17 protein-coding genes and 1 riboswitch are annotated in these 19,006 nt (G+C 40.6%); all 17 genes read left to right on the forward strand.

Going from position 1 to position 19,006, the window contains the following annotated elements; all coding sequences use genetic code 11:
• Positions 1 to 133 precede the first annotated feature (133 nt).
• The 17 genes from O2S85_RS06500 (at position 134) to sufU (ending at position 18,983) form a co-directional block, all read left to right on the forward strand.
• Positions 134 to 1,420: a hemolysin family protein gene (locus tag O2S85_RS06500; protein ID WP_269411870.1), complete on the forward strand. Its 1,287-nt coding sequence runs from the start codon at positions 134 to 136 to the stop codon at positions 1,418 to 1,420.
• A 221-nt stretch (positions 1,421 to 1,641) separates the two neighbouring features.
• Positions 1,642 to 3,720 (forward strand): heavy metal translocating P-type ATPase, encoded by a 2,079-nt coding sequence (locus O2S85_RS06505; RefSeq protein ID WP_269411871.1) that lies wholly within the window; start codon positions 1,642 to 1,644, stop codon positions 3,718 to 3,720.
• Positions 3,721 to 3,942: 222 nt separating this feature from the next.
• Complete coding sequence (locus O2S85_RS06510; RefSeq protein WP_269411872.1) at positions 3,943 to 6,342, forward strand: 3-hydroxyacyl-CoA dehydrogenase/enoyl-CoA hydratase family protein; 2,400 nt, start codon at positions 3,943 to 3,945, stop codon at positions 6,340 to 6,342.
• A gap of 45 nt (positions 6,343 to 6,387) precedes the next feature.
• Positions 6,388 to 7,563 (forward strand): acetyl-CoA C-acetyltransferase, encoded by a 1,176-nt coding sequence (locus O2S85_RS06515; protein ID WP_269411873.1) that lies wholly within the window; start codon positions 6,388 to 6,390, stop codon positions 7,561 to 7,563.
• A gap of 44 nt (positions 7,564 to 7,607) precedes the next feature.
• The gene (locus O2S85_RS06520) at positions 7,608 to 9,392 is read left to right on the forward strand and encodes an acyl-CoA dehydrogenase FadE (RefSeq protein WP_269411874.1); all 1,785 of its coding nucleotides are present in this window, start codon (positions 7,608 to 7,610) and stop codon (positions 9,390 to 9,392) included.
• Between the two features lie 304 nt (positions 9,393 to 9,696).
• Entirely contained in the window at positions 9,697 to 10,053 is a 357-nt protein-coding gene (locus O2S85_RS06525) for an arsenate reductase family protein (RefSeq protein WP_269411875.1), read from the forward strand.
• Positions 10,054 to 10,249: 196 nt separating this feature from the next.
• On the forward strand, positions 10,250 to 10,633 hold the full coding sequence (gcvH, locus tag O2S85_RS06530; RefSeq protein WP_269411876.1) for a glycine cleavage system protein GcvH: 384 nt from the start codon (positions 10,250 to 10,252) through the stop codon (positions 10,631 to 10,633).
• Between the two features lie 134 nt (positions 10,634 to 10,767).
• A complete protein-coding gene (locus tag O2S85_RS06535; protein ID WP_269411877.1) occupies positions 10,768 to 11,121 on the forward strand; it encodes a toprim domain-containing protein in 354 nt (117 codons plus the stop codon).
• A 10-nt stretch (positions 11,122 to 11,131) separates the two neighbouring features.
• Positions 11,132 to 11,446, forward strand: coding sequence for a thioredoxin family protein (locus tag O2S85_RS06540; RefSeq protein WP_269411878.1), 315 nt, complete (start codon positions 11,132 to 11,134; stop codon positions 11,444 to 11,446).
• A gap of 214 nt (positions 11,447 to 11,660) precedes the next feature.
• A riboswitch (SAM riboswitch) is annotated at positions 11,661 to 11,769 on the forward strand.
• 151 nt (positions 11,770 to 11,920) lie between these two features.
• Positions 11,921 to 12,952: a methionine ABC transporter ATP-binding protein gene (locus tag O2S85_RS06545; RefSeq protein WP_269411879.1), complete on the forward strand. Its 1,032-nt coding sequence runs from the start codon at positions 11,921 to 11,923 to the stop codon at positions 12,950 to 12,952.
• Positions 12,942 to 13,610, forward strand: a complete 669-nt coding sequence (locus O2S85_RS06550) for a methionine ABC transporter permease (RefSeq protein WP_269411880.1) — start codon at positions 12,942 to 12,944, stop codon at positions 13,608 to 13,610. The genes O2S85_RS06545 and O2S85_RS06550 overlap by 11 nt, the downstream gene beginning before the upstream one ends.
• A gap of 15 nt (positions 13,611 to 13,625) precedes the next feature.
• Positions 13,626 to 14,459: a MetQ/NlpA family ABC transporter substrate-binding protein gene (locus tag O2S85_RS06555; RefSeq protein WP_269411881.1), complete on the forward strand. Its 834-nt coding sequence runs from the start codon at positions 13,626 to 13,628 to the stop codon at positions 14,457 to 14,459.
• 248 nt (positions 14,460 to 14,707) lie between these two features.
• Positions 14,708 to 14,848, forward strand: a complete 141-nt coding sequence (locus O2S85_RS18965; protein WP_483101289.1) for a YuzK family famiily protein — start codon at positions 14,708 to 14,710, stop codon at positions 14,846 to 14,848.
• A gap of 370 nt (positions 14,849 to 15,218) precedes the next feature.
• A complete protein-coding gene (gene sufC, locus O2S85_RS06560) occupies positions 15,219 to 16,013 on the forward strand; it encodes a Fe-S cluster assembly ATPase SufC (protein WP_269411882.1) in 795 nt (264 codons plus the stop codon).
• 18 nt (positions 16,014 to 16,031) lie between these two features.
• On the forward strand, positions 16,032 to 17,339 hold the full coding sequence (gene sufD / locus O2S85_RS06565; RefSeq protein WP_269411883.1) for a Fe-S cluster assembly protein SufD: 1,308 nt from the start codon (positions 16,032 to 16,034) through the stop codon (positions 17,337 to 17,339).
• On the forward strand, positions 17,339 to 18,559 hold the full coding sequence (locus O2S85_RS06570) for a cysteine desulfurase (protein ID WP_269411884.1): 1,221 nt from the start codon (positions 17,339 to 17,341) through the stop codon (positions 18,557 to 18,559). The genes sufD and O2S85_RS06570 overlap by 1 nt, the downstream gene beginning before the upstream one ends.
• Positions 18,549 to 18,983, forward strand: coding sequence for a Fe-S cluster assembly sulfur transfer protein SufU (sufU, locus tag O2S85_RS06575; protein ID WP_269412497.1), 435 nt, complete (start codon positions 18,549 to 18,551; stop codon positions 18,981 to 18,983). Before O2S85_RS06570 ends, sufU begins: the two co-directional genes overlap by 11 nt.
• Positions 18,984 to 19,006: the final 23 nt, after the last annotated feature.

Genomic DNA, 19,006 nt, shown 5'->3' on the forward strand with positions numbered 1-19,006 from the left:
TAAATAAAGATGACCTCTTCAAATACGGGGAGGTTATTTTATTTGCATTGCATGCCGATAAAATAATGGGTGAAAATAAGAGTTGAAATATGCATGAACGGAGGTGAGACCCTGCATCCTCGCGGGAAATGATATGGAAATAATATATTTATTGTTGGTTATTATACTAATTATCTTGACCGCATTTTTTGTTGCAACCGAGTTTTCCATTGTTAAGGTGCGTCCGACCAGAATTGATCAGTTAATCGTGGAGGGAAGTAAGCAAGCCGTACACGCAAAGAAAATAATTGATAATCTTGATACATACTTGTCGGCAAGTCAATTAGGAATTACGGTGACGGCATTAGGTTTGGGGTGGCTCGGGGAACCAACGATAAAGGCATTCATTGATCCACTTTTTACGAAATTGGGGCTTAGCTCGGGTTTTGCTTCTTTGCTATCTTTTATTATTGCATTCATCATCATCACCTTCTTGAACGTTGTAGTTGGTGAATTGGCGCCCAAATCAATTGCGATTCAAAAGGCTGAAAAAGTTACCTTGATGTTTGCCAAACCGCTTATCTTATTTTATAAACTTATGTTTCCGTTTATTTGGGTGTTAAATCATTCTTCCAGGTTGATTATTCGCTTATTTGGTTTTAAGCCCGTTAGCGAAAATGAAGCTGCGCTAACGGAAGAAGAGTTGCGATTAATCTTGTCGGAAAGCTATGAAAGTGGGGAAATCAATCAGGCGGAAATGACATATGTGAATAACATCTTTGAATTCGATGAGCGGGTCGCCAAAGAAATTATGATACCAAGAACGGAAATGGTTTGTTTTTTTAAAGACAGTGATGCTGAACAAAATGCAGCAATTGTCCATGAAAAACAATTTACGAGATATCCAGTGGCGGAAGAAGACAAGGATCATATTGTTGGATTGGTGAATATTAAGGAATTATTCACCAATCGTCTCAATGATGGCAGTGAATCCATTGTTCCCCTTATTAGACCGATTCTTTATTTTTCCGAATCCACACCGATTAAACAAGCCCTTATCACAATGCAAAAGCAACGCATTCATATGGGGATTGTTATTGATGAATATGGTGGTACAGCGGGATTATTAACAGTTGAGGATATTTTGGAAGAAATTGTTGGAGAGATCCGTGATGAATTTGATGTGAATGAAAAACCAATGTTGGAGCAAGTCGATGATCAGACAACCATTGTTTCCGGGAAGTTATTATTGGAAGAAGTAAATGAATTATTTCAAATTGACCTCCAAGATGATGAGGTCGATACAATCGGAGGCTGGATCATTACAAATCATATGGATGCTAAACAGGGAACAACAATAGAGTACGGTGGGTATCGATTTGTTGTCGAGGAAATTGATGGCCACCAGATTAAAAAAGTTAAAATTGAAAAGATCGAATAAAAAGACAAGCGTTCCATCACGTTTGTCTTTTTATTCATCGATATGAAGGTATCGTAACGGGAATAGTTGGTATATTTGCCGATTTGCTGAATTTGCCGGAAAAAAAGTTACGTTTAACATATACTATACTGGGGTATTGTATAATGAATGTTTAAATAACAAATCCAAGGAGTAAATGTCTTTTGCAAGGAGACATTAATACCCGAAAAGGAGAAATCTGTATGGAAAATCATGACAAGAAACAGCATAACCACAATTTCCATCATGAACACGGTTCACATAAGTATCATAACCATGATGAGCATTATGTACATGAAGAGCATGATCACGAAAGCCATGGCGGCGGTCATAACCACCATGATCACGGGGGTATGGTGAAAGATTTTAAGAAGCGCTTCTACATTTCCTTAATCGTAACGATTCCAATTCTTATTATGTCGCCAATGATTCAAAGTTTTATTGGTGTTGATTGGCAGGTACCGTATAACCAATATATTTTGTTTGTGCTTGCTACCTTTATCTTCTTCTATGGAGGATGGCCATTTATTACCGGTGGGATCAGTGAGTTAAAAGACAAAAACCCTGGCATGATGACGCTTATAGGTCTTGCTATTCTAGTTGCATATGTATATAGTTCCCTTACTGTATTTGGACTGGAAGGAAAGGACTTTTTCTGGGAACTGGCTACATTGATTGACATTATGTTACTTGGGCATTGGATTGAAATGCGTTCAGTAATGGGGGCATCTAATGCACTTGAAGAACTTGTCAAACTAATGCCTAGTGAGGCACATAAGTTGGATGAAAACGATGAGGTACAAGACATTCCGGTATCCGATTTAAAAAATAATGATCGGGTGCTTGTGAAACCAGGTGAAAAAATTCCTGTAGATGGAATAATCATTGATGGTAAATCAGCAATAGATGAATCAATGTTGACTGGAGAATCTGTACCCGTAGAAAAAAATAAAGACGATGAGGTAATTGGTGGTTCAGTTAACAAAGAAGGGTCACTTACCATCCAAGTTGAAAAAACGGGAGAGGATTCATATCTTTCCCAGGTTATAACATTAGTAAAAGAAGCTCAGGAATCAAGGTCCAGAACACAGGATGTTACAAACCGGGCAGCAAAATGGTTGTTTTATGTTGCCTTGGCATCAGGTTTTATCACACTGTTCATCTGGTTAATTCTAGGGTACCCATTCGATGTTGCCCTTGAGCGAATGGTTACCGTGATGGTTATTACCTGTCCACATGCACTTGGTTTAGCGGCACCACTTGTTATAGCAGTTTCGACATCGATTTCGGCAAAACATGGTTTACTGATCCGCAATCGTGCCAATTTTGAAGGTGCAAGAAACTTGAATGCAGTTGTTTTTGATAAGACAGGAACGCTAACAAAGGGTGAGTTTGGTGTTACAAATATTGTACCAAATGAGGGTTATCAAGAAGATGAAGTCCTGATATGGGCAGCGAGCTTGGAACAAAATTCTGAGCATCCAATCGCCACGGGCATCGTAAAATCGGCAAAAGCAAAAGAGATAAAGCTGAAAAAGATTTCCGATTTTGAATCCATCACTGGTAAGGGAATCCAGGGAATAATTGATGGGAAAAAAGTGAATGTTGTTAGCCCCGGTTATGTTGCTAGTCAAAGCATGGCATATGATGAAAAGCTATTTAATGAAATGTCGGAAGAAGGAAAGACAGTCGTATTTGTTTTACTAGACGATGAATTGGTTGGTATGATTGCCTTGGCAGATATCGTTCGGGAAACGGCGAAAGAAGCAGTTGCTGCGCTTAAGGAGGACGGTATACATTCGATCATGTTAACCGGTGATAATAAAAAGGTTGCAAACTGGGTTGCCAAACAACTTGATATTGATGAAGTGTATGCAGAAGTTTTACCGGATAAAAAGGCAGATCAAGTGAGGGAAATTAAAGAAAAAGGCTGGAAAGTTGCGATGACGGGAGACGGAGTAAATGATGCACCCGCATTGGCAACTGCTGATTTGGGTATCGCAATTGGCGCAGGTACCGACGTAGCTATGGAAACAGCTGATGTCGTCCTGGTAAAAAGTAACCCAAAAGATGTTGTCTCGTTGATTGATCTATCGAAGAAAACATATAGGAAAATGATCCAGAATCTATGGTGGGCAACAGGCTATAATATTTTGGCAATACCGCTTGCGGCAGGAGTATTAGCACCTATTGGTATTGTATTAAGTCCAGCGGTAGGAGCTGTATTGATGAGTCTGAGTACGATTATTGTTGCGGTTAATGCAAAGTTGTTGAAGGCGTAAATTGAATAGATCTTTGTAAAGAGAAGTGAACCAAATCACCGGTTCGCTTCAATTTTATCCGCACCTTTATTGCATAATGTACCGATGAAAATTTTTTGTTCATTTTCATTGCGATATTTCTGAATATAACTTATACTAATAACTAGATGGATAGGGAACATCTTTTATTTTTTGCAATAAAATGAATGAGTATTCATTCAAGTGATGATAGGGGGAGAAATCATGTCACGAACGATCAAACGTGTTGCAGTATTAGGATCTGGTGTAATGGGATCGGGAATTGCTGCCCACTTAGCAAACGTTGGGATACCGACACTAATGCTTGATATTGTGCCAAAGGAACTAACCAAAGATGAAATGAAAAAAGGGTTGAGTTTGGAGGATCGCGTGGTAAGAAATCGGATGGCTGCTCAAAGCAAGAAAGCCTTGTTGAAGCAAAAACCATCACCAATTACAACCAAGGAAAGTCTTGATTTAATCGAGGTTGGCAATATGGACGATGATATCGAAAAATTGGCTGATGTCGATTGGATTATCGAAGTTGTTGTGGAACGACTGGATATTAAAAAACAAGTATTTGCAAACGTTGACAAGTATCGCAAACAAGGGACGATTGTCAGTTCAAATACTTCGGGGATTTCTATTGAAGCAATGGCAGCCGGCTGCTCAGAAGATTTCCGGAAGCATTTTCTAGGTACACACTTTTTTAATCCACCACGCTATCTGAAACTTCTGGAGGTTACCCCAACGAAAGATACGGATCCGGAAGTTCTGGCATTCATAAAAACATTTGGTGAAAATGTACTCGGAAAAGGTGTGGTGGAAGCAAAGGATACACCAAACTTTATCGCCAATCGAATCGGTACATACGGTCTTCTCGTAACTGTTCAAAAGATGCTTGAGGAAGGGTATAGCGTTGGAGAAGTTGATTCCGTTACAGGGCCGATGATTGGCCGTCCGAAAAGCGCTACTTTCCGCACCTTGGATGTAGTTGGACTGGATACATTTATTCATGTCGCAAAAAATGTTTACGATCAAGTGGATGGAGAAGAGAAAAAGGTATTTGATGTACCGGACTTTTTATTACAAATGCAGGAAAAAGGTTGGCTTGGTGCAAAGAGCGGTCAAGGATTTTTCTTGAAAAAGAAAGATAAGACCGGTAGTACAATCTATGAACTAAATCCACAAACATTGGAATATGAAGACCGTAAGAAATTAAAAACAGCTGCGACAGAAGCAGCTAAACAGCAAAAGGGTTCCCGGCGTAAATTGAAAGCGCTTGTGTCTGCAAAGGGAGATCGAGCCGGTGATTTAGTTTGGTCCGTTATGAAACCAGTCCTTATTTATTCGGCCGAGCTTGTCGGTGAGATTGCCGATGATATTGTTGCTATCGATCAAGCGATGAAATGGGGCTTCGGCTGGGAACTTGGCCCATTTGAATCATGGGATGCAATCGGTGTGCGTGAATCGGTAGAGCGGATGCAACAAGAAGGCGACACCGTTCCGGATTGGGTACTTGCCTTTTTGGAAGAAGGCAATGAATCGTTCTATAAAAAGGAAAATGGTCACATTTATTATTATGATCATGGGAAATACAAACAGCAGCATTTTAATAAGAAACAAATTAATCTGAAACAATTAAAAGATATCAATGGGGTAATTAAAAAGAATACGGGAGCTAGTTTAATAGATTTGGGGGATGGTGTTGCTGGATTGGAGTTTCACTCACAAAGCAATGCCATCGGGCTTGATGTTATTCAAATGATCAATTTCGCTATTGAGGAAGTTGGTAAAAACTACAAAGGGCTTGTGATTGGCAATCAGGCTAAAAATTTCTGTGTCGGTGCAAACCTTGCCATGATGCTGATGGAAGCACAGGATGACAACTTTTTTGAACTGGATATGGTTGTCCGGCAATTCCAAAACGTTGGGTTGAACATGAAGTATTCAGAGAAACCAATTGTTGCAGCGCCATTTAATATGACACTGGGCGGCGGTGCCGAGGTCTGCTTGTCATCAGCGGCCATACAAGCATCACCGGAAACCTATATGGGGCTTGTTGAAACAGGAGTTGGCCTCATCCCAGGCGGAGGCGGTACGAAAGAACTTTATTTGAAAGAAATTCGCCATTTGCCAAAAGGTATCGACTTCGATTTATCCAAGGTAGCCAATGATGTGTTTGAAAAAGTTGCCACAGCAAAAGTGTCCACATCTGGAGCAGAAGCACGGGAAAATGGCTTTTTAAATGGTAATGATGCTATTAGTGTGAATCCGGATCATCTGTTACATGATGCCAAAGCAAAGGTTCTGGCTTTAGCGAATGCGGGCTATCAAGCACCAAAACGAGAAAAAATACCAGTTGTTGGTGAGTCAGGATATGCTGCGATGCTTATGGGAGCCAAATCAATGAAATTAAGCGGCTATGCATCCGATCATGATGTGAAAATTGCTGAAAAACTGGCTTATGTACTTTCCGGAGGTCGCATTAAAGAGGGTACATTCATTGATGAACAAGTTATGCTTGATCTGGAGCGGGAGGCATTTTTGAGCCTGATTGGCGAACCGAAAACACAGGCCCGGATGCAGCACATGTTACTGAAAGGAAAGCCATTACGCAACTAAAAAAGCTTAAGGTCCAGGTTTGATAAATAGAAGAGGGGGATAAAAGTGAAGGAAGCGGTTATTGTTGCAGGTGCAAGAACCCCTGTAGGAAAAGCAAAAAAAGGGTCGCTGGCAAATTCCAGACCGGATGATTTAGCAGCCTTAACGCTTAAGGAAACATTAAAACAAGCAGGGAATTACGATGGAAATATTGATGATGTGATTATTGGCTGTGCCATGCCTGAAGCAGAACAAGGAGCGAATATGGCACGAAATATTGCGGGACTTGCAGGATTACACCATGATGTACCGGGGATTACGATTAATCGTTTTTGTTCATCGGGTTTACAAAGTATTGCGTTTGCGGCCGAGCGGATTATGATTGGGGCAAGTGACACGATGATTGCCGGTGGTGCAGAATCGATGAGTCTTATCCCAATGGGTGGCCATGTGGTAAAACCAAATTCCAAGCTTGTCCAGGATGCGCCGGGCTATTATATGGGAATGGGGCACACCGCAGAGGAAGTAGCCAATCGTTTTGATATTTCCCGTGAGGATCAAGATGCTTTCGCCGTCCGCAGTCATGAACGGGCAGCAAAAGCTATTCAGGAAGGTAAATTCAAAGAAGAAATTGTACCAGTCGAAGTAACTGAACGCGTAGTAGGAGAAGATAATAAAATTGAAGAAAAAAGTTTTACATTTGAAATGGATGAAGGGGTTCGCCTAGGAACAACCATGGAAATATTGGCGAAACTACGGCCAGCCTTTCATGTAAAAGGATCGGTTACAGCGGGAAATTCCTCGCAAATGAGTGATGGGGCAGCAACCGTATTATTGATGGATCGGGAAAAAGCGTCTGCTGAAGGATTAACACCACTGGCCAAATTCCGTTCCTTCGCGGTAGCTGGTGTTGAACCAGAAATTATGGGCGTTGGACCGGTTGCGGCTGTACCGAAAGCATTAAAAATTGCCGGCCTTGAACTATCAGATATCGGCTTGTTTGAGTTAAACGAAGCATTCGCGTCCCAATCGGTTCGCGTTATCCGCGCGTTGGATCTGAATCCGGATATTGTCAATGTCAATGGTGGAGCAATTGCCCTTGGTCATCCACTAGGCATGACCGGTACGAAATTAACGTTGAGTTTGATCCATGAAATGAAGCGCCGGAACGTACAATTTGGTGTTGTAACGATGTGTATCGGTGGTGGTATGGGTGCTGCCGGGGTGTTTGAGTTAATTTAATCTATTAATCCGTTGGTAAATTATTAATAGAAAGGACGTTAACAATGAGTGAAACAAAAGAAAAGTTATTTAAAGGTGGAGCTTTTTTAGTAGAAGATTTAACCGCTGATGATATTATCACACCAGAGGATTTTACAGAGGAACATAAAATGATTGCCAAAACAACCGATGAATTTGTTTCCGGCGAAGTCCTGCCCGTGAAAGACAAACTGGAAAATCATGAATTTGACTATTCGGTAGATTTGCTTAAAAAGGCTGGTGAGCTCGGATTATTAGGTGCAGATGTTCCAGAAGAATATGATGGTCTGGCATTAGATAAAATTAGTTCATCGTTGATTACTGAAAAATTTGCCCGTGCAGGTGGATTTGGAATTACACATGGGGCACACGTTGGTATTGGTTCCCTGCCGATTGTATTTTTCGGAAACGATGATCAAAAGAAAAAATATTTGCCAAAGCTGGCGACGGGTGAACTGTTAGCAGCATACGCACTGACAGAACCTTCCTCAGGATCCGATGCCCTGGGTGCAAAAACAACAGCAAAATTAAATGAGGCTGGTACCCATTATATTTTAAATGGCGAAAAACAATGGATCACTAATTCGGCATTTGCTGATGTATTCGTTGTCTATGCCAAAATTGATGGTGAACATTTCACGGCCTTTATCGTTGAACGCGAATTTCCCGGCGTTTCTACTGGAAATGAAGAAAATAAAATGGGAATTAAAAGTTCATCCACACGTACATTAATTTTGGAAGATGCAGAGGTACCTGTTGAGAACTTATTAGGCGAAAAAGGCAAAGGACACAAAATTGCTTTCAATATTTTGAATGTAGGACGTTATAAATTAGCTATCGGGGCTGTCGGTAGTTCAAAACGCGGAATTGAAGTAGCAACGAAATATGTGAACGAGCGTAAACAGTTTGGCCAGTCAATTTCCGACTTTAACTTAACGCGGGAAAAGTTGGCAACCATGGCAGCGAGAACTTATGCCAATGAAAGTGCCGTTTATCGTACAGTGGGTCTGTTTGAACAACGCATGGGTTCACTAACGGATGAACAATTAAAAGATGGTAAAGAAATAGCAAAAGCAATAGCGGAATATCAAATCGAGTGTTCCCTGAACAAATTTTCGGCCTCGGAATGTCTTGATTATGTAGCTGATGAAGCCGTACAGCTCCACGGAGGGTATGGTTTCATGGAGGAATATGAAGTCGCAGGTATGTATCGTGATTCGCGAATTAACCGTATTTTTGAAGGGACCAATGAAATCAACCGCCTTCTCGTGCCAGGAACATTGCTGAAAAAAGCGATGAAGGGTGAATTGCCATTACTGCAAAAAGCGAAAAGTTTGCAGGAAGAACTCATGATGATGATGCCGGAAGAGATTGGGGATAAAACACTGGAACAGGAAAAACACCTTTTGAAAAACGCCAAGAAAATTATTTTGCTTGGTGCCGGTCTGGCAGCGCAAAAGTATGCAAAAAAATTGGAAAACGAGCAGGAAATCCTCGTGAATCTGGCTGATATGGTTAATGAAGTGTACAACATGGAGGCAGCTATTCTACGTACAGAAAAAGCGATCAACAAATCAGGAGAAGAACAAAACAAACAAAAACTGCTTTATACGCAAGTCTATGTTCAGGAGGCATTTAATCGGATTGAAGCAGATGCCAAAGAAACATTAATTGCTGTTGAAGAAGGCGATACATTACGAATGATGCTGTCATCGTTACGTAAATTAACGCGCCACACACCAACCAATGTAATTGCCAAGAAGCGTGAAATTGCTAAAGGTATTATTGAAGAAGAAAAATATTTTGTATAAAGTAGTGTTCGTTAAATGAATTCGGGTATAGCTGTTCCCGCCGAGAAGAGAATTTGGGGGGGACTGTTTTTTCGGAATTCTGGCAGTATTTTTGTCGAAATCTCCCTATGATGATCCACCAAATGAGTTTTTTAACTGAAGAAGGATAAAATGTGAAAACCCTCCTGCTGTAATCTGTAGCAGGAGGGTTTCAAATGGTTATATATTTAACGGTAATATCCAGTAATTGCGCTTTCTTCGACTATGTACATCTAATTTTGTTATAATATATGCAATCAAAAAAGGGTGCAAAGGAGTGGTTCACATGGCATTGACATTCTACTGGTATCCAAAATGCGGTACCTGTAAAAAAGCGAAAAATTGGCTGGATGAACACAATATAGATTATACAAGTATACATATTGTGGACAACCCGCCATCACAGGAAGAATTGATGCAATTGATCGAGAAAAGCGGGTTGCCTGCAAAGAAGTTTTTCAATACGAGTGGCAAGAAGTATCGGGAAGGAAATTTCAAGGAAAAAATTAAGGATGCAAGCACCGAAGAAATGGCAGAAATGCTCGCATCCGATGGCATGTTGATCAAACGGCCGATCGTCACGGATGGACAGAATGTAACGGTTGGATTTAAGGAAGAAACTTTTCAGGAAAATTGGTTGTAAAATTAAAGTGAAATACTAGAAATAAACGAGAATACCTAGTATAGTAATATTGCAATGAATAAAGAGGATGTTCAAAAAGTCCGGTAAAAATGACCTCAGACTACTGTTGACGTTACAACAGGACGCCCTAAGACCTTAGCTGATCTTGGTCCTTTTTATACTCCTTTTTGAACGCACTTTAACGGAGGGATTTTCAATGAGCTTACCAGAAGAATTATTATATTCAGAAGAACATGAGTGGGTAAAAAAAGAAGACGATAAAGTCAGAATCGGAATTACAGATTTTGCCCAAGATGAATTAGGCGACATTGTTTTTGTTGAATTACCAGAAGTTGGTGACGACATCGAAGCAGATGAGCCTTTCGGAAGTGTGGAATCGGTAAAAACTGTTTCAGAATTGTATGCGCCAATTAGTGGTAAAGTTGTTGAAGTAAATGATGATTTAGAGGACAACCCTGAATTTGTGAACGAATCACCATATGAAAAGGCGTGGATGATTGTCGTTGAACCATCGGATGAATCAGAAATGGATGACCTGCTGTCGGCTAAACAATACGAAGAAGTAACGCAGGAAGACTAATTTCCACAAATGAATAGTACATGTCAGAAGGCTGGCTTGCACCGAAAAAGAAGGTGTATAGTCAGCCTTATTCACATCATAAGATGGTAATAGGGAAGCTTTTTGCTTGAATTGGTAAGGAGTGCTATGGGATCATGACAAATGAATCGGATAAGGTGATTATTGTTGAAGGGTTAACCGATAAAAAGCAAATCAAAAAAGTCATCACAGAGGACCTGGAAATTGTTTGTACGAATGGAACGCTGGGTGTGGAACGGTTTGATGAACTATTATATGCGTACGATTTGGATAATAAAGACGTATTTATTTTAGTTGATGAGGATGATTCAGGGATCAAGTTACGCAAACAATTGGCCCGGGAACTTCCGCATGCCAATCACTTATATGTCAGTAGTGAGTACCGGGAAGTAGCAACAACGCCCGAGCAGGTACTTGCGACAATTTTGGTTAGCAAAAGCATTGAGGTTAATCCGATATTTTTAATTTAGGGTGATCGTATTGCAGCAATTTACAGAAGAAGCAAAAGCAAAAGAGAGTTATTTTCTATATATTTTCACCCCGTTGTGTGGTACGTGTAAACTGGCCAGGACGATGCTGGATAAGATCGAGTCTGTACATCAGGAAAATATTTTTTACGAAATGAACGCCTCAATAAATCCGGAGTTTATGCAGGAATACAAGATCGAAAGTGTTCCGTGTTTGTTCATCAAACAAGATGGAAAAATCAAGGAGCGAGTTTATGCATTCCGCTCCATTGCCAATATTTATCACTATTTGCTTGAATATAAACCGGAATTGTTTGCGACATCATAATTCAACGAGGCTCTGGCAAACAAGTGGATCCAGCATGGACAAAGGGTATAAGGACAGGGTATCCATATTCTTATATTGCCTTTTGCAGGCGGTTGATCTACCAACCAATTGATGTAGGATAATTGGGAATTAGCGAACTATTGAACTTCATATTGACACTAGTGATTTGCAATGCTAATATTTAATTTATTATTAACAGCAATATATGATAAATCTCTTATCTTGAGCGGTGGAGGGACTGGCCCTGTGAACCCGCGGCAACCTTCAGGCAATTCGTTTGAAAGGTGCCAATTCCTGCAGAGTAGTACTTTGACAGATGAGGGAACTTAGAAGACATTAAAAACGTCTTTCTGTTCCCCGCAGAAAGACGTTTTTCCGTTATGTGGGGCATAATATAATCATGAAAATACAGATGATTTAAGTTTGTTTCCTGTATGGTTTGCCCTGGAAGGATTTTAAAAGGAGGACTATTTCTTGATTTCGATTGAAGGGTTGAGCAAAATTTTCTCATCATCCAATAATGAGCAAATCACTGCTGTGAATGAATTAACGTTAGATATACAAGAAGGCGAGATATTCGGGGTGATCGGATATAGCGGGGCGGGAAAGAGTACGTTTGTCAGGCTGCTGAATCGGCTGGAGGAACCGACGAGCGGACGGATTGTTATCCATGACCACGATATTACCGAGATGAATGCGAAACAGCTTCGGGTTGCCAGACAAGAAATCGGTATGATCTTTCAACATTTTAATCTGCTTTGGTCACGGACGGTCAAAGACAATATCGCATTTCCGCTGGAGATTGCAGGTGTTCCAAAGGACAAGCGTGACAAGCGGGTGAAGGAATTAATCAATCTTGTTGGTCTTACGGAACGCGAGAATGCTTACCCATCCCAGTTAAGTGGTGGACAAAAACAGCGGGTGGGAATTGCCAGAGCGCTTGCAAATAACCCGAAAGTATTATTATGTGACGAAGCAACTTCGGCGTTGGATCCGGAAACAACCGATTCCATTTTGGACCTGTTGGTGGATATTAATAAACAGCTGGGATTAACGATTATCTTAATCACCCATGAAATGCACGTCATTCGCAAAATTTGTAACCAGGTCGCTGTCATGGAAAAAGGAAAAATTGTGGAGCAAGGCGATGTGTTGGACATATTTTTGCGGCCGCAACAGCAGGTAACGAAGCGTTTTGTTGAACAGGTGATGGGGACAGCAGATGAAAATGAAGGTGTAACAGATCTGATTAACACATATGAGCATGGTAAAATTGTTCGTCTGCATTTTATTGGGGAAACTGCCAATCAGGCACTCATCAGCAAGGTGGCCAAGGAGTTTTCCATCGACGTAAATATCCTGCAGGGAAAAATTACGCAGACACAGGCAGGAGCCTATGGAACATTGTTTGTTCAGATGATCGGCGAAACGTCTGAATTGAACAAGGCGCTCCGGTTTATTCAGGATACCTCGGTAGAAGTGGAGGTGTTCCGTGATGCTGACTGATTTATTTCCTAATTTGAATATGGAAGATTTTTGGGATGCGACCTATGAAACATTTTATATGACCTTATTGGGACTTCTTGGTACATTTATTCTGGGAATTTTACTAGGGTTGCTCTTATACCTGACAGCTAAAGATGGGATATGGCAGAATAAATTTATTAACCTAATTGTTGCTGCTGCTGTCAATATCTTTCGTGCGATCCCATTTATTATTTTGATCTTTTTGTTATTCCCATTTACCGATTTTTTACTAGGAACGATTCGCGGCCCCAATGCTGCATTGCCTGCCTTAATTATCGGGTCGGCACCGTTTTATGGCCGATTAGTTGAGATTGCTCTAAAAGAAGTGGATAAAGGTGTGGTTGAGGCTGCAAAATCCATGGGGGCAAAAACAAGAACAATTATCTTTCGCGTCTTACTGCCGGAATCGATGCCTGCTTTGATTTCCGGATTAACGGTGACCGCAATTGCGTTAATTGGTTATACGGCAATGGCTGGAGTAATTGGCGCTGGAGGATTAGGTAATTATGCCTATTATTTTGGTTTCCAGCGACGTGACTTTGATGTTGTCCTTGTTTGTACTGTGGCAATTGTTATCATTGTATTTATTTTTCAGTTCATTGGCGACTTTATTTCCAATAAATTAGATAAAAGATAGAGAGGGGAATTTTTGATGAAAAAGGTTTTTATACTTCTGTCTGCAATACTGGTACTTCTTTTAGCGGCTTGTGGCGGTGGTTCCAGTGAGGGTAAAGATGAAGACGGTAATACAACCATTAAAGTGGGTGCAACAAGTGTCCCACATGCCGAAGTATTGGAAAAGGCGAAACCGATCTTGAAAGAAAAAGGGATTAATTTAGAGATTGAGGAATTTCAAGATTATGTATTACCTAACGATGCACTTGCTGATAGTGATCTGGATGCGAATTATTTTCAAACCATTCCCTTCTTAGAACAAGTGATAAAAGATACCGGCTACGATCTGGATTACATTGATGGCATTCATATTGAACCAATGGGGATTTATTCAAAAGATATTAAAAGTCTGGATGACGTCAAAAATGGTACAGAAGTGATTATGAGTAATTCAGCGTCAGACCATGGACGGATACTGGAATTATTTGAAAAAAGTGGCTTAATCAAGCTGGATGATAATGTGGATAAAGTAAATGCGCAGATTGATGATATTGTTGAAAATCCAAAGCATTTAAAATTTTCAGCTGATTATGATGCTGCAATTTTACCGGAACTCTATAATAAAGAAGACAATGTCCTTGTTGCAATCAATACTAACTATGCAATTCAGGCTGATTTAAATCCACTGAAGGATGCTTTGGCTATAGAGGACGAAAATTCCCCATATGTGAATGTGGTTGCCGTACGATCGGAGGATAAAGATAATGAAGCATTAAATACACTTGTTGATGTGCTGCAATCCAAAGAAATACAAGATTTTATGATGGACAAATACGATGGAGCAGTTGTCCCGGTCGGTGGCGAGGATTAAATTGCAACGTTTAGAAAATATCGAGTAAATGACAGGTATAAGGGTGAAAATAAAGGTATTTAACGAAAAATAATTATTGTGTTTACCGCAGAAGGATTTTTCCTGCGCAATGAATTGTCTGAGGTTTATATTCGTTTTGTCAGGGGAATTGTCCTTGTGTTAACCTTATGATTGTAAATAAAACGAAAGGATGATTCACTATTCATAGTGGAATACGAATGAATTACACTCCCGAAATGGAAAAGGCAATGCAGCAGTCTCATGGAATAGGTTACGCTGAATATGGGAGGAAGCTTGACAAACGAATTAATATTGAAAAGAGAAGACAAAAAGAATATGAGCAATGTAAACACATGGTAGCAGAAATCGATAGTCATTTGCATAGATAATAATAAAAGGATAGATGCTGGCAACTCCAATGCGGAGCTTGCCGGCATTTTTGTTATTGAAGACAGTACATCATATGCCATGTGGGCAAAGAAGTGCGTGCCTTGTTGGATGAGACGTCGGCTGGGATAACAGCATATTTCAAGTAAAACCTGTTACAGATGACAGATCATGTTTCATGCGTGGACGAACAAAGAGACCTTACTTTATGTTAAACTATAATAGCAACAAGGTACCGTGTATAATTTATCAGCTTAAAAAAGTTGAATATACATTCGAAATGATATAAGATTGGAATGAGAATAAATTGAGAATGGATATTGATCCATTTGATAAATACACACATATATAACAACAAATGGAGGTATTGATATGGCTGGATCAACACTGGAAATAAAAGATCTTCATGTGTCAATTGAAGAAAGAGAGATTTTAAAAGGTGTCAACCTTACAATAAAAGGTGGCGAATTTCATGCGGTAATGGGACCAAACGGAACAGGGAAATCGACCCTTGCATCAGCGATCATGGGTCATCCTAAATATGAAGTAACCCAAGGCAGTGTTTTGTTGGATGGAAAAGATGTTTTGGAAATGGAAGTTGATGAACGAGCACGTGCGGGACTGTTCCTTGGTATGCAATATCCAAGTGAGATCAGTGGAGTGACAACTTCAGACTTTTTGCGTTCTTCCATTAATGCACGTCGTGAAGAGGGCGATGAAATTCCGCTCATGAAGTTTATCAAAGAAATGGATAGTACGTTAGATTACCTTGAAATTGATAAAAACATGGCACAGCGCTATTTGAATGAAGGTTTCTCCGGTGGTGAGAAGAAACGTAATGAAATTCTCCAATTAATGATGATTAAACCGGAAATTGCCATTTTGGATGAAATCGACTCTGGTTTGGACATTGACGCGCTTAAAGTTGTTTCCAAAGGTATTAACAAATTACGTGATGAAAATTTTGGCTGCCTGATTATTACCCACTATCAACGCCTGTTGAACTACATCACACCGGATGTTGTTCATGTCATGATGCAAGGCCGTGTCGTTAAATCCGGCGGTCCGGAACTTGCTCAGCGTCTGGAGGCTGAAGGTTATGACTGGATCAAGGAAGAATTGGGAATTGAAGACGAAGTTGCTGAAACACAAGAGCAAAATGCGTAAAAGATAGGAGGGGTATTGATGACTGTTGAAACAAGGCTGCCATATGATCAAGCTTATATCAATCAATTTTCACAGGAAAGAAACGAACCGGAATGGATGCGGGAAATACGCCTCCATGCATTGGAACAAGCTGACGTGCTTGAAATGCCTAAACCGGATAAAACGAAAATCGGCAAATGGAATTTCAGCCAATTTAAACATACTGCACAAGGTGAAAGGATATCTTCACTTGGTGAACTGCCAGCTGAAATCCAGGAGTTTCTCGATCAGGAAAATAAACCGGAAAATCTGATAATCCAACGAAATCACACCATTGCCTATGCATCATTAACAGATGAATTAAAGGAAAAGGGTGTTATTTTCACAGATATTTTCACTGCACTAACCGAGCATGAGGATTTGGTCAAGCGGTATTATATGAAAGATGCCGTATCGATTGATGAACATCGTTTAACTGCATTGCATGCGGCATTAATGAATGGCGGTGTGTTCGTTTATGTACCAAAAAATGTTCAACTTGACACCCCGCTGCAATCTATTTTCTGGCAGGAAGACCCGGAAGCGGCCATCTTTAATCATGTGCTTGTGGTTGCCGATGAAAATAGTTCGTTAACATATGTGGAAAACTACATTTCCAGTAATCATGAGGAACAAACAGTTGCTAACATTGTGACGGAAGTTATTGCGCAAAATAATGCCAAGATCGCCTTTGGTGCGGTTGATAATTTTGCTGAAGGCACAACAACATACTCCAATCGCCGTGGTGTAACTTATCGTGATGCAACGATTGATTGGGCATTGGGACAAATGAATGATGGAAATACAGTTGCTGAGAATATTACACATTTGGTTGGCGATAATTCCAATTCCAATGCCAAAATGGTATCAGTAGGTCGTGGAAAGCAAACTCAAAATTTCCAATCCCAAATTGTCCACTTCGGTAAAAATACAGAAGGTTATATATTACAACATGGTGTCATGAAAGATAAGTCAACGGCTATTTTTAATGGAATCGGCAAAATTGAACATGGTGCATCGAAATCAAATGCAGAACAAGAATCCCGGGTACTCATGTTAAGTGAACGGGCGCGTGGGGATGCCAACCCAATTCTATTGATTGATGAAGACGATGTCATGGCTGGTCATGCTGCATCAGTCGGCAGGGTTGACCCAGTACAAATGTATTATCTAATGAGCAGGGGAATAACCAAAACGGAGGCAGAACGCTTGATTATTCATGGTTTCCTGGAACCGGTTGTCGGCCAGTTGCCAATTGAATCAGTCAAAAAACAACTGTCAGAAGTCATTGAGAGGAAGGTTTACTAATGGATGTCAATGCCATACGGGAACAGTTTCCCACGTTACATCAGGAAGTGAACGGGCATCCTTTGGTATATCTTGATTCATCAGCAACGTCGCAAAAGCCATTGAAGGTAATCGATGCAATTGACACATATTATCGTAATGATAATTCAAATGTTCATCGTGGTGTGCATACATTAGGCTCACGGGCTACTGAAAAGTATGAAGGAGCACGGGAGAAAGTACGCCGGTTTTTGAATGCAAAGAGTACTGCGGAGGTTATTTTCACCCGGGGAACAACAACCTCAATTAATACGGTTGCGTACAGTTATGCGCGAAGTACATTACAAGCGGACGATGAAATTTTGATTACGCCGATGGAACACCATAGTAATATTATTCCCTGGCAACAGACGGCAAAAGCAACAGGCGCGACTTTAAAATATTTGCCGTTGCAAGCAGATGGTACGATATCGCTGGCAGACGTGCGTGAAGCTGTTTCCGATAAGACGAAAATCGTTGCCATTGCCCATGTTTCCAACGTCTTGGGAACCATTAATCCGGTAAAAGAAATTACCCAAATCGCCCATCAACATGGTGCTGTGATGCTTGTTGACGGGGCACAGGGAGCACCCCATATGCAAGTAGATGTTCAAGATCTGGATTGTGATTTTTACGCATTTTCCGGACATAAAATGTGTGGTCCTACAGGCATTGGGGTATTATATGGAAAACGTGAGCTTCTGGAAGATATGGAACCGGTAGAATTTGGCGGCGAAATGATTGACTTTGTTAATTTGTACGATTCTACCTGGAAGGAGCTTCCATGGAAGTTTGAAGGTGGTACACCAATCATTGCCGGGGCAATAGGACTTGGTGCTGCGATTGACTTTTTGCATGAAGTTGGCATGGAAAACATTACAGCGCACGAACATGAACTGGCAGCCTATGCTCAATCTAAACTTCGTGCTATAGATAGAATTACGGTTTATGGTCCACAAGAACGTGCAGCGTTGGTTACGTTTAATTTGGATGATGTGCATCCGCATGATGTATCCACTGTACTTGATGCGGAAGGGATTGCAGTTCGTGCCGGCCATCATTGTGCCCAGCCGTTGATGAAATGGTTAAACGTAACGGCTACTGCAAGGGCAAGCTTTTATTTGTATAATACGATGGAAGATATTGATCGGCTTGTAGAGGGACTCTTGAAAACAAAGGAGTATTTTGGTGATGTCTTTTAACCTCGATACACTATACCGAAAAGTAATCATGGACCATTATAAAAATCCACGCAACAAGGGTACAGTAGAAGGCGATGCGCTGACTGTCGATATGAATAACCCGACATGTGGAGATCGCATTCAGCTGCAATTACAAGTAGAAGACGGTATTGTCAAGAATGCTAAATTTAATGGAGAAGGTTGTTCCATTAGTATGGCATCGGCGTCCATGATGACACAGGCAATCAAAGGGAAACATATTAATGATGCATTAAAAATGTCAAAAACATTTTCCAACATGATGCTTGGAGAAGATGTTGACATGGAAGAGGCAGATTTTGATGACATTGCAGCATTGCAGGGTGTTTCCCAATTTCCTGCAAGAATTAAATGCGCAACCCTTGCATGGAAAGCGATGGAAAAAGGGGTCCACGAAGATAAATAGGCGCCGGTCATTTGCAAGCCTGG

The sequence above is a fragment of the Lentibacillus daqui genome (assembly GCF_027186265.1).
In the GTDB taxonomy this organism is placed as follows: domain Bacteria; phylum Bacillota; class Bacilli; order Bacillales; family Amphibacillaceae; genus Lentibacillus_C; species Lentibacillus_C daqui.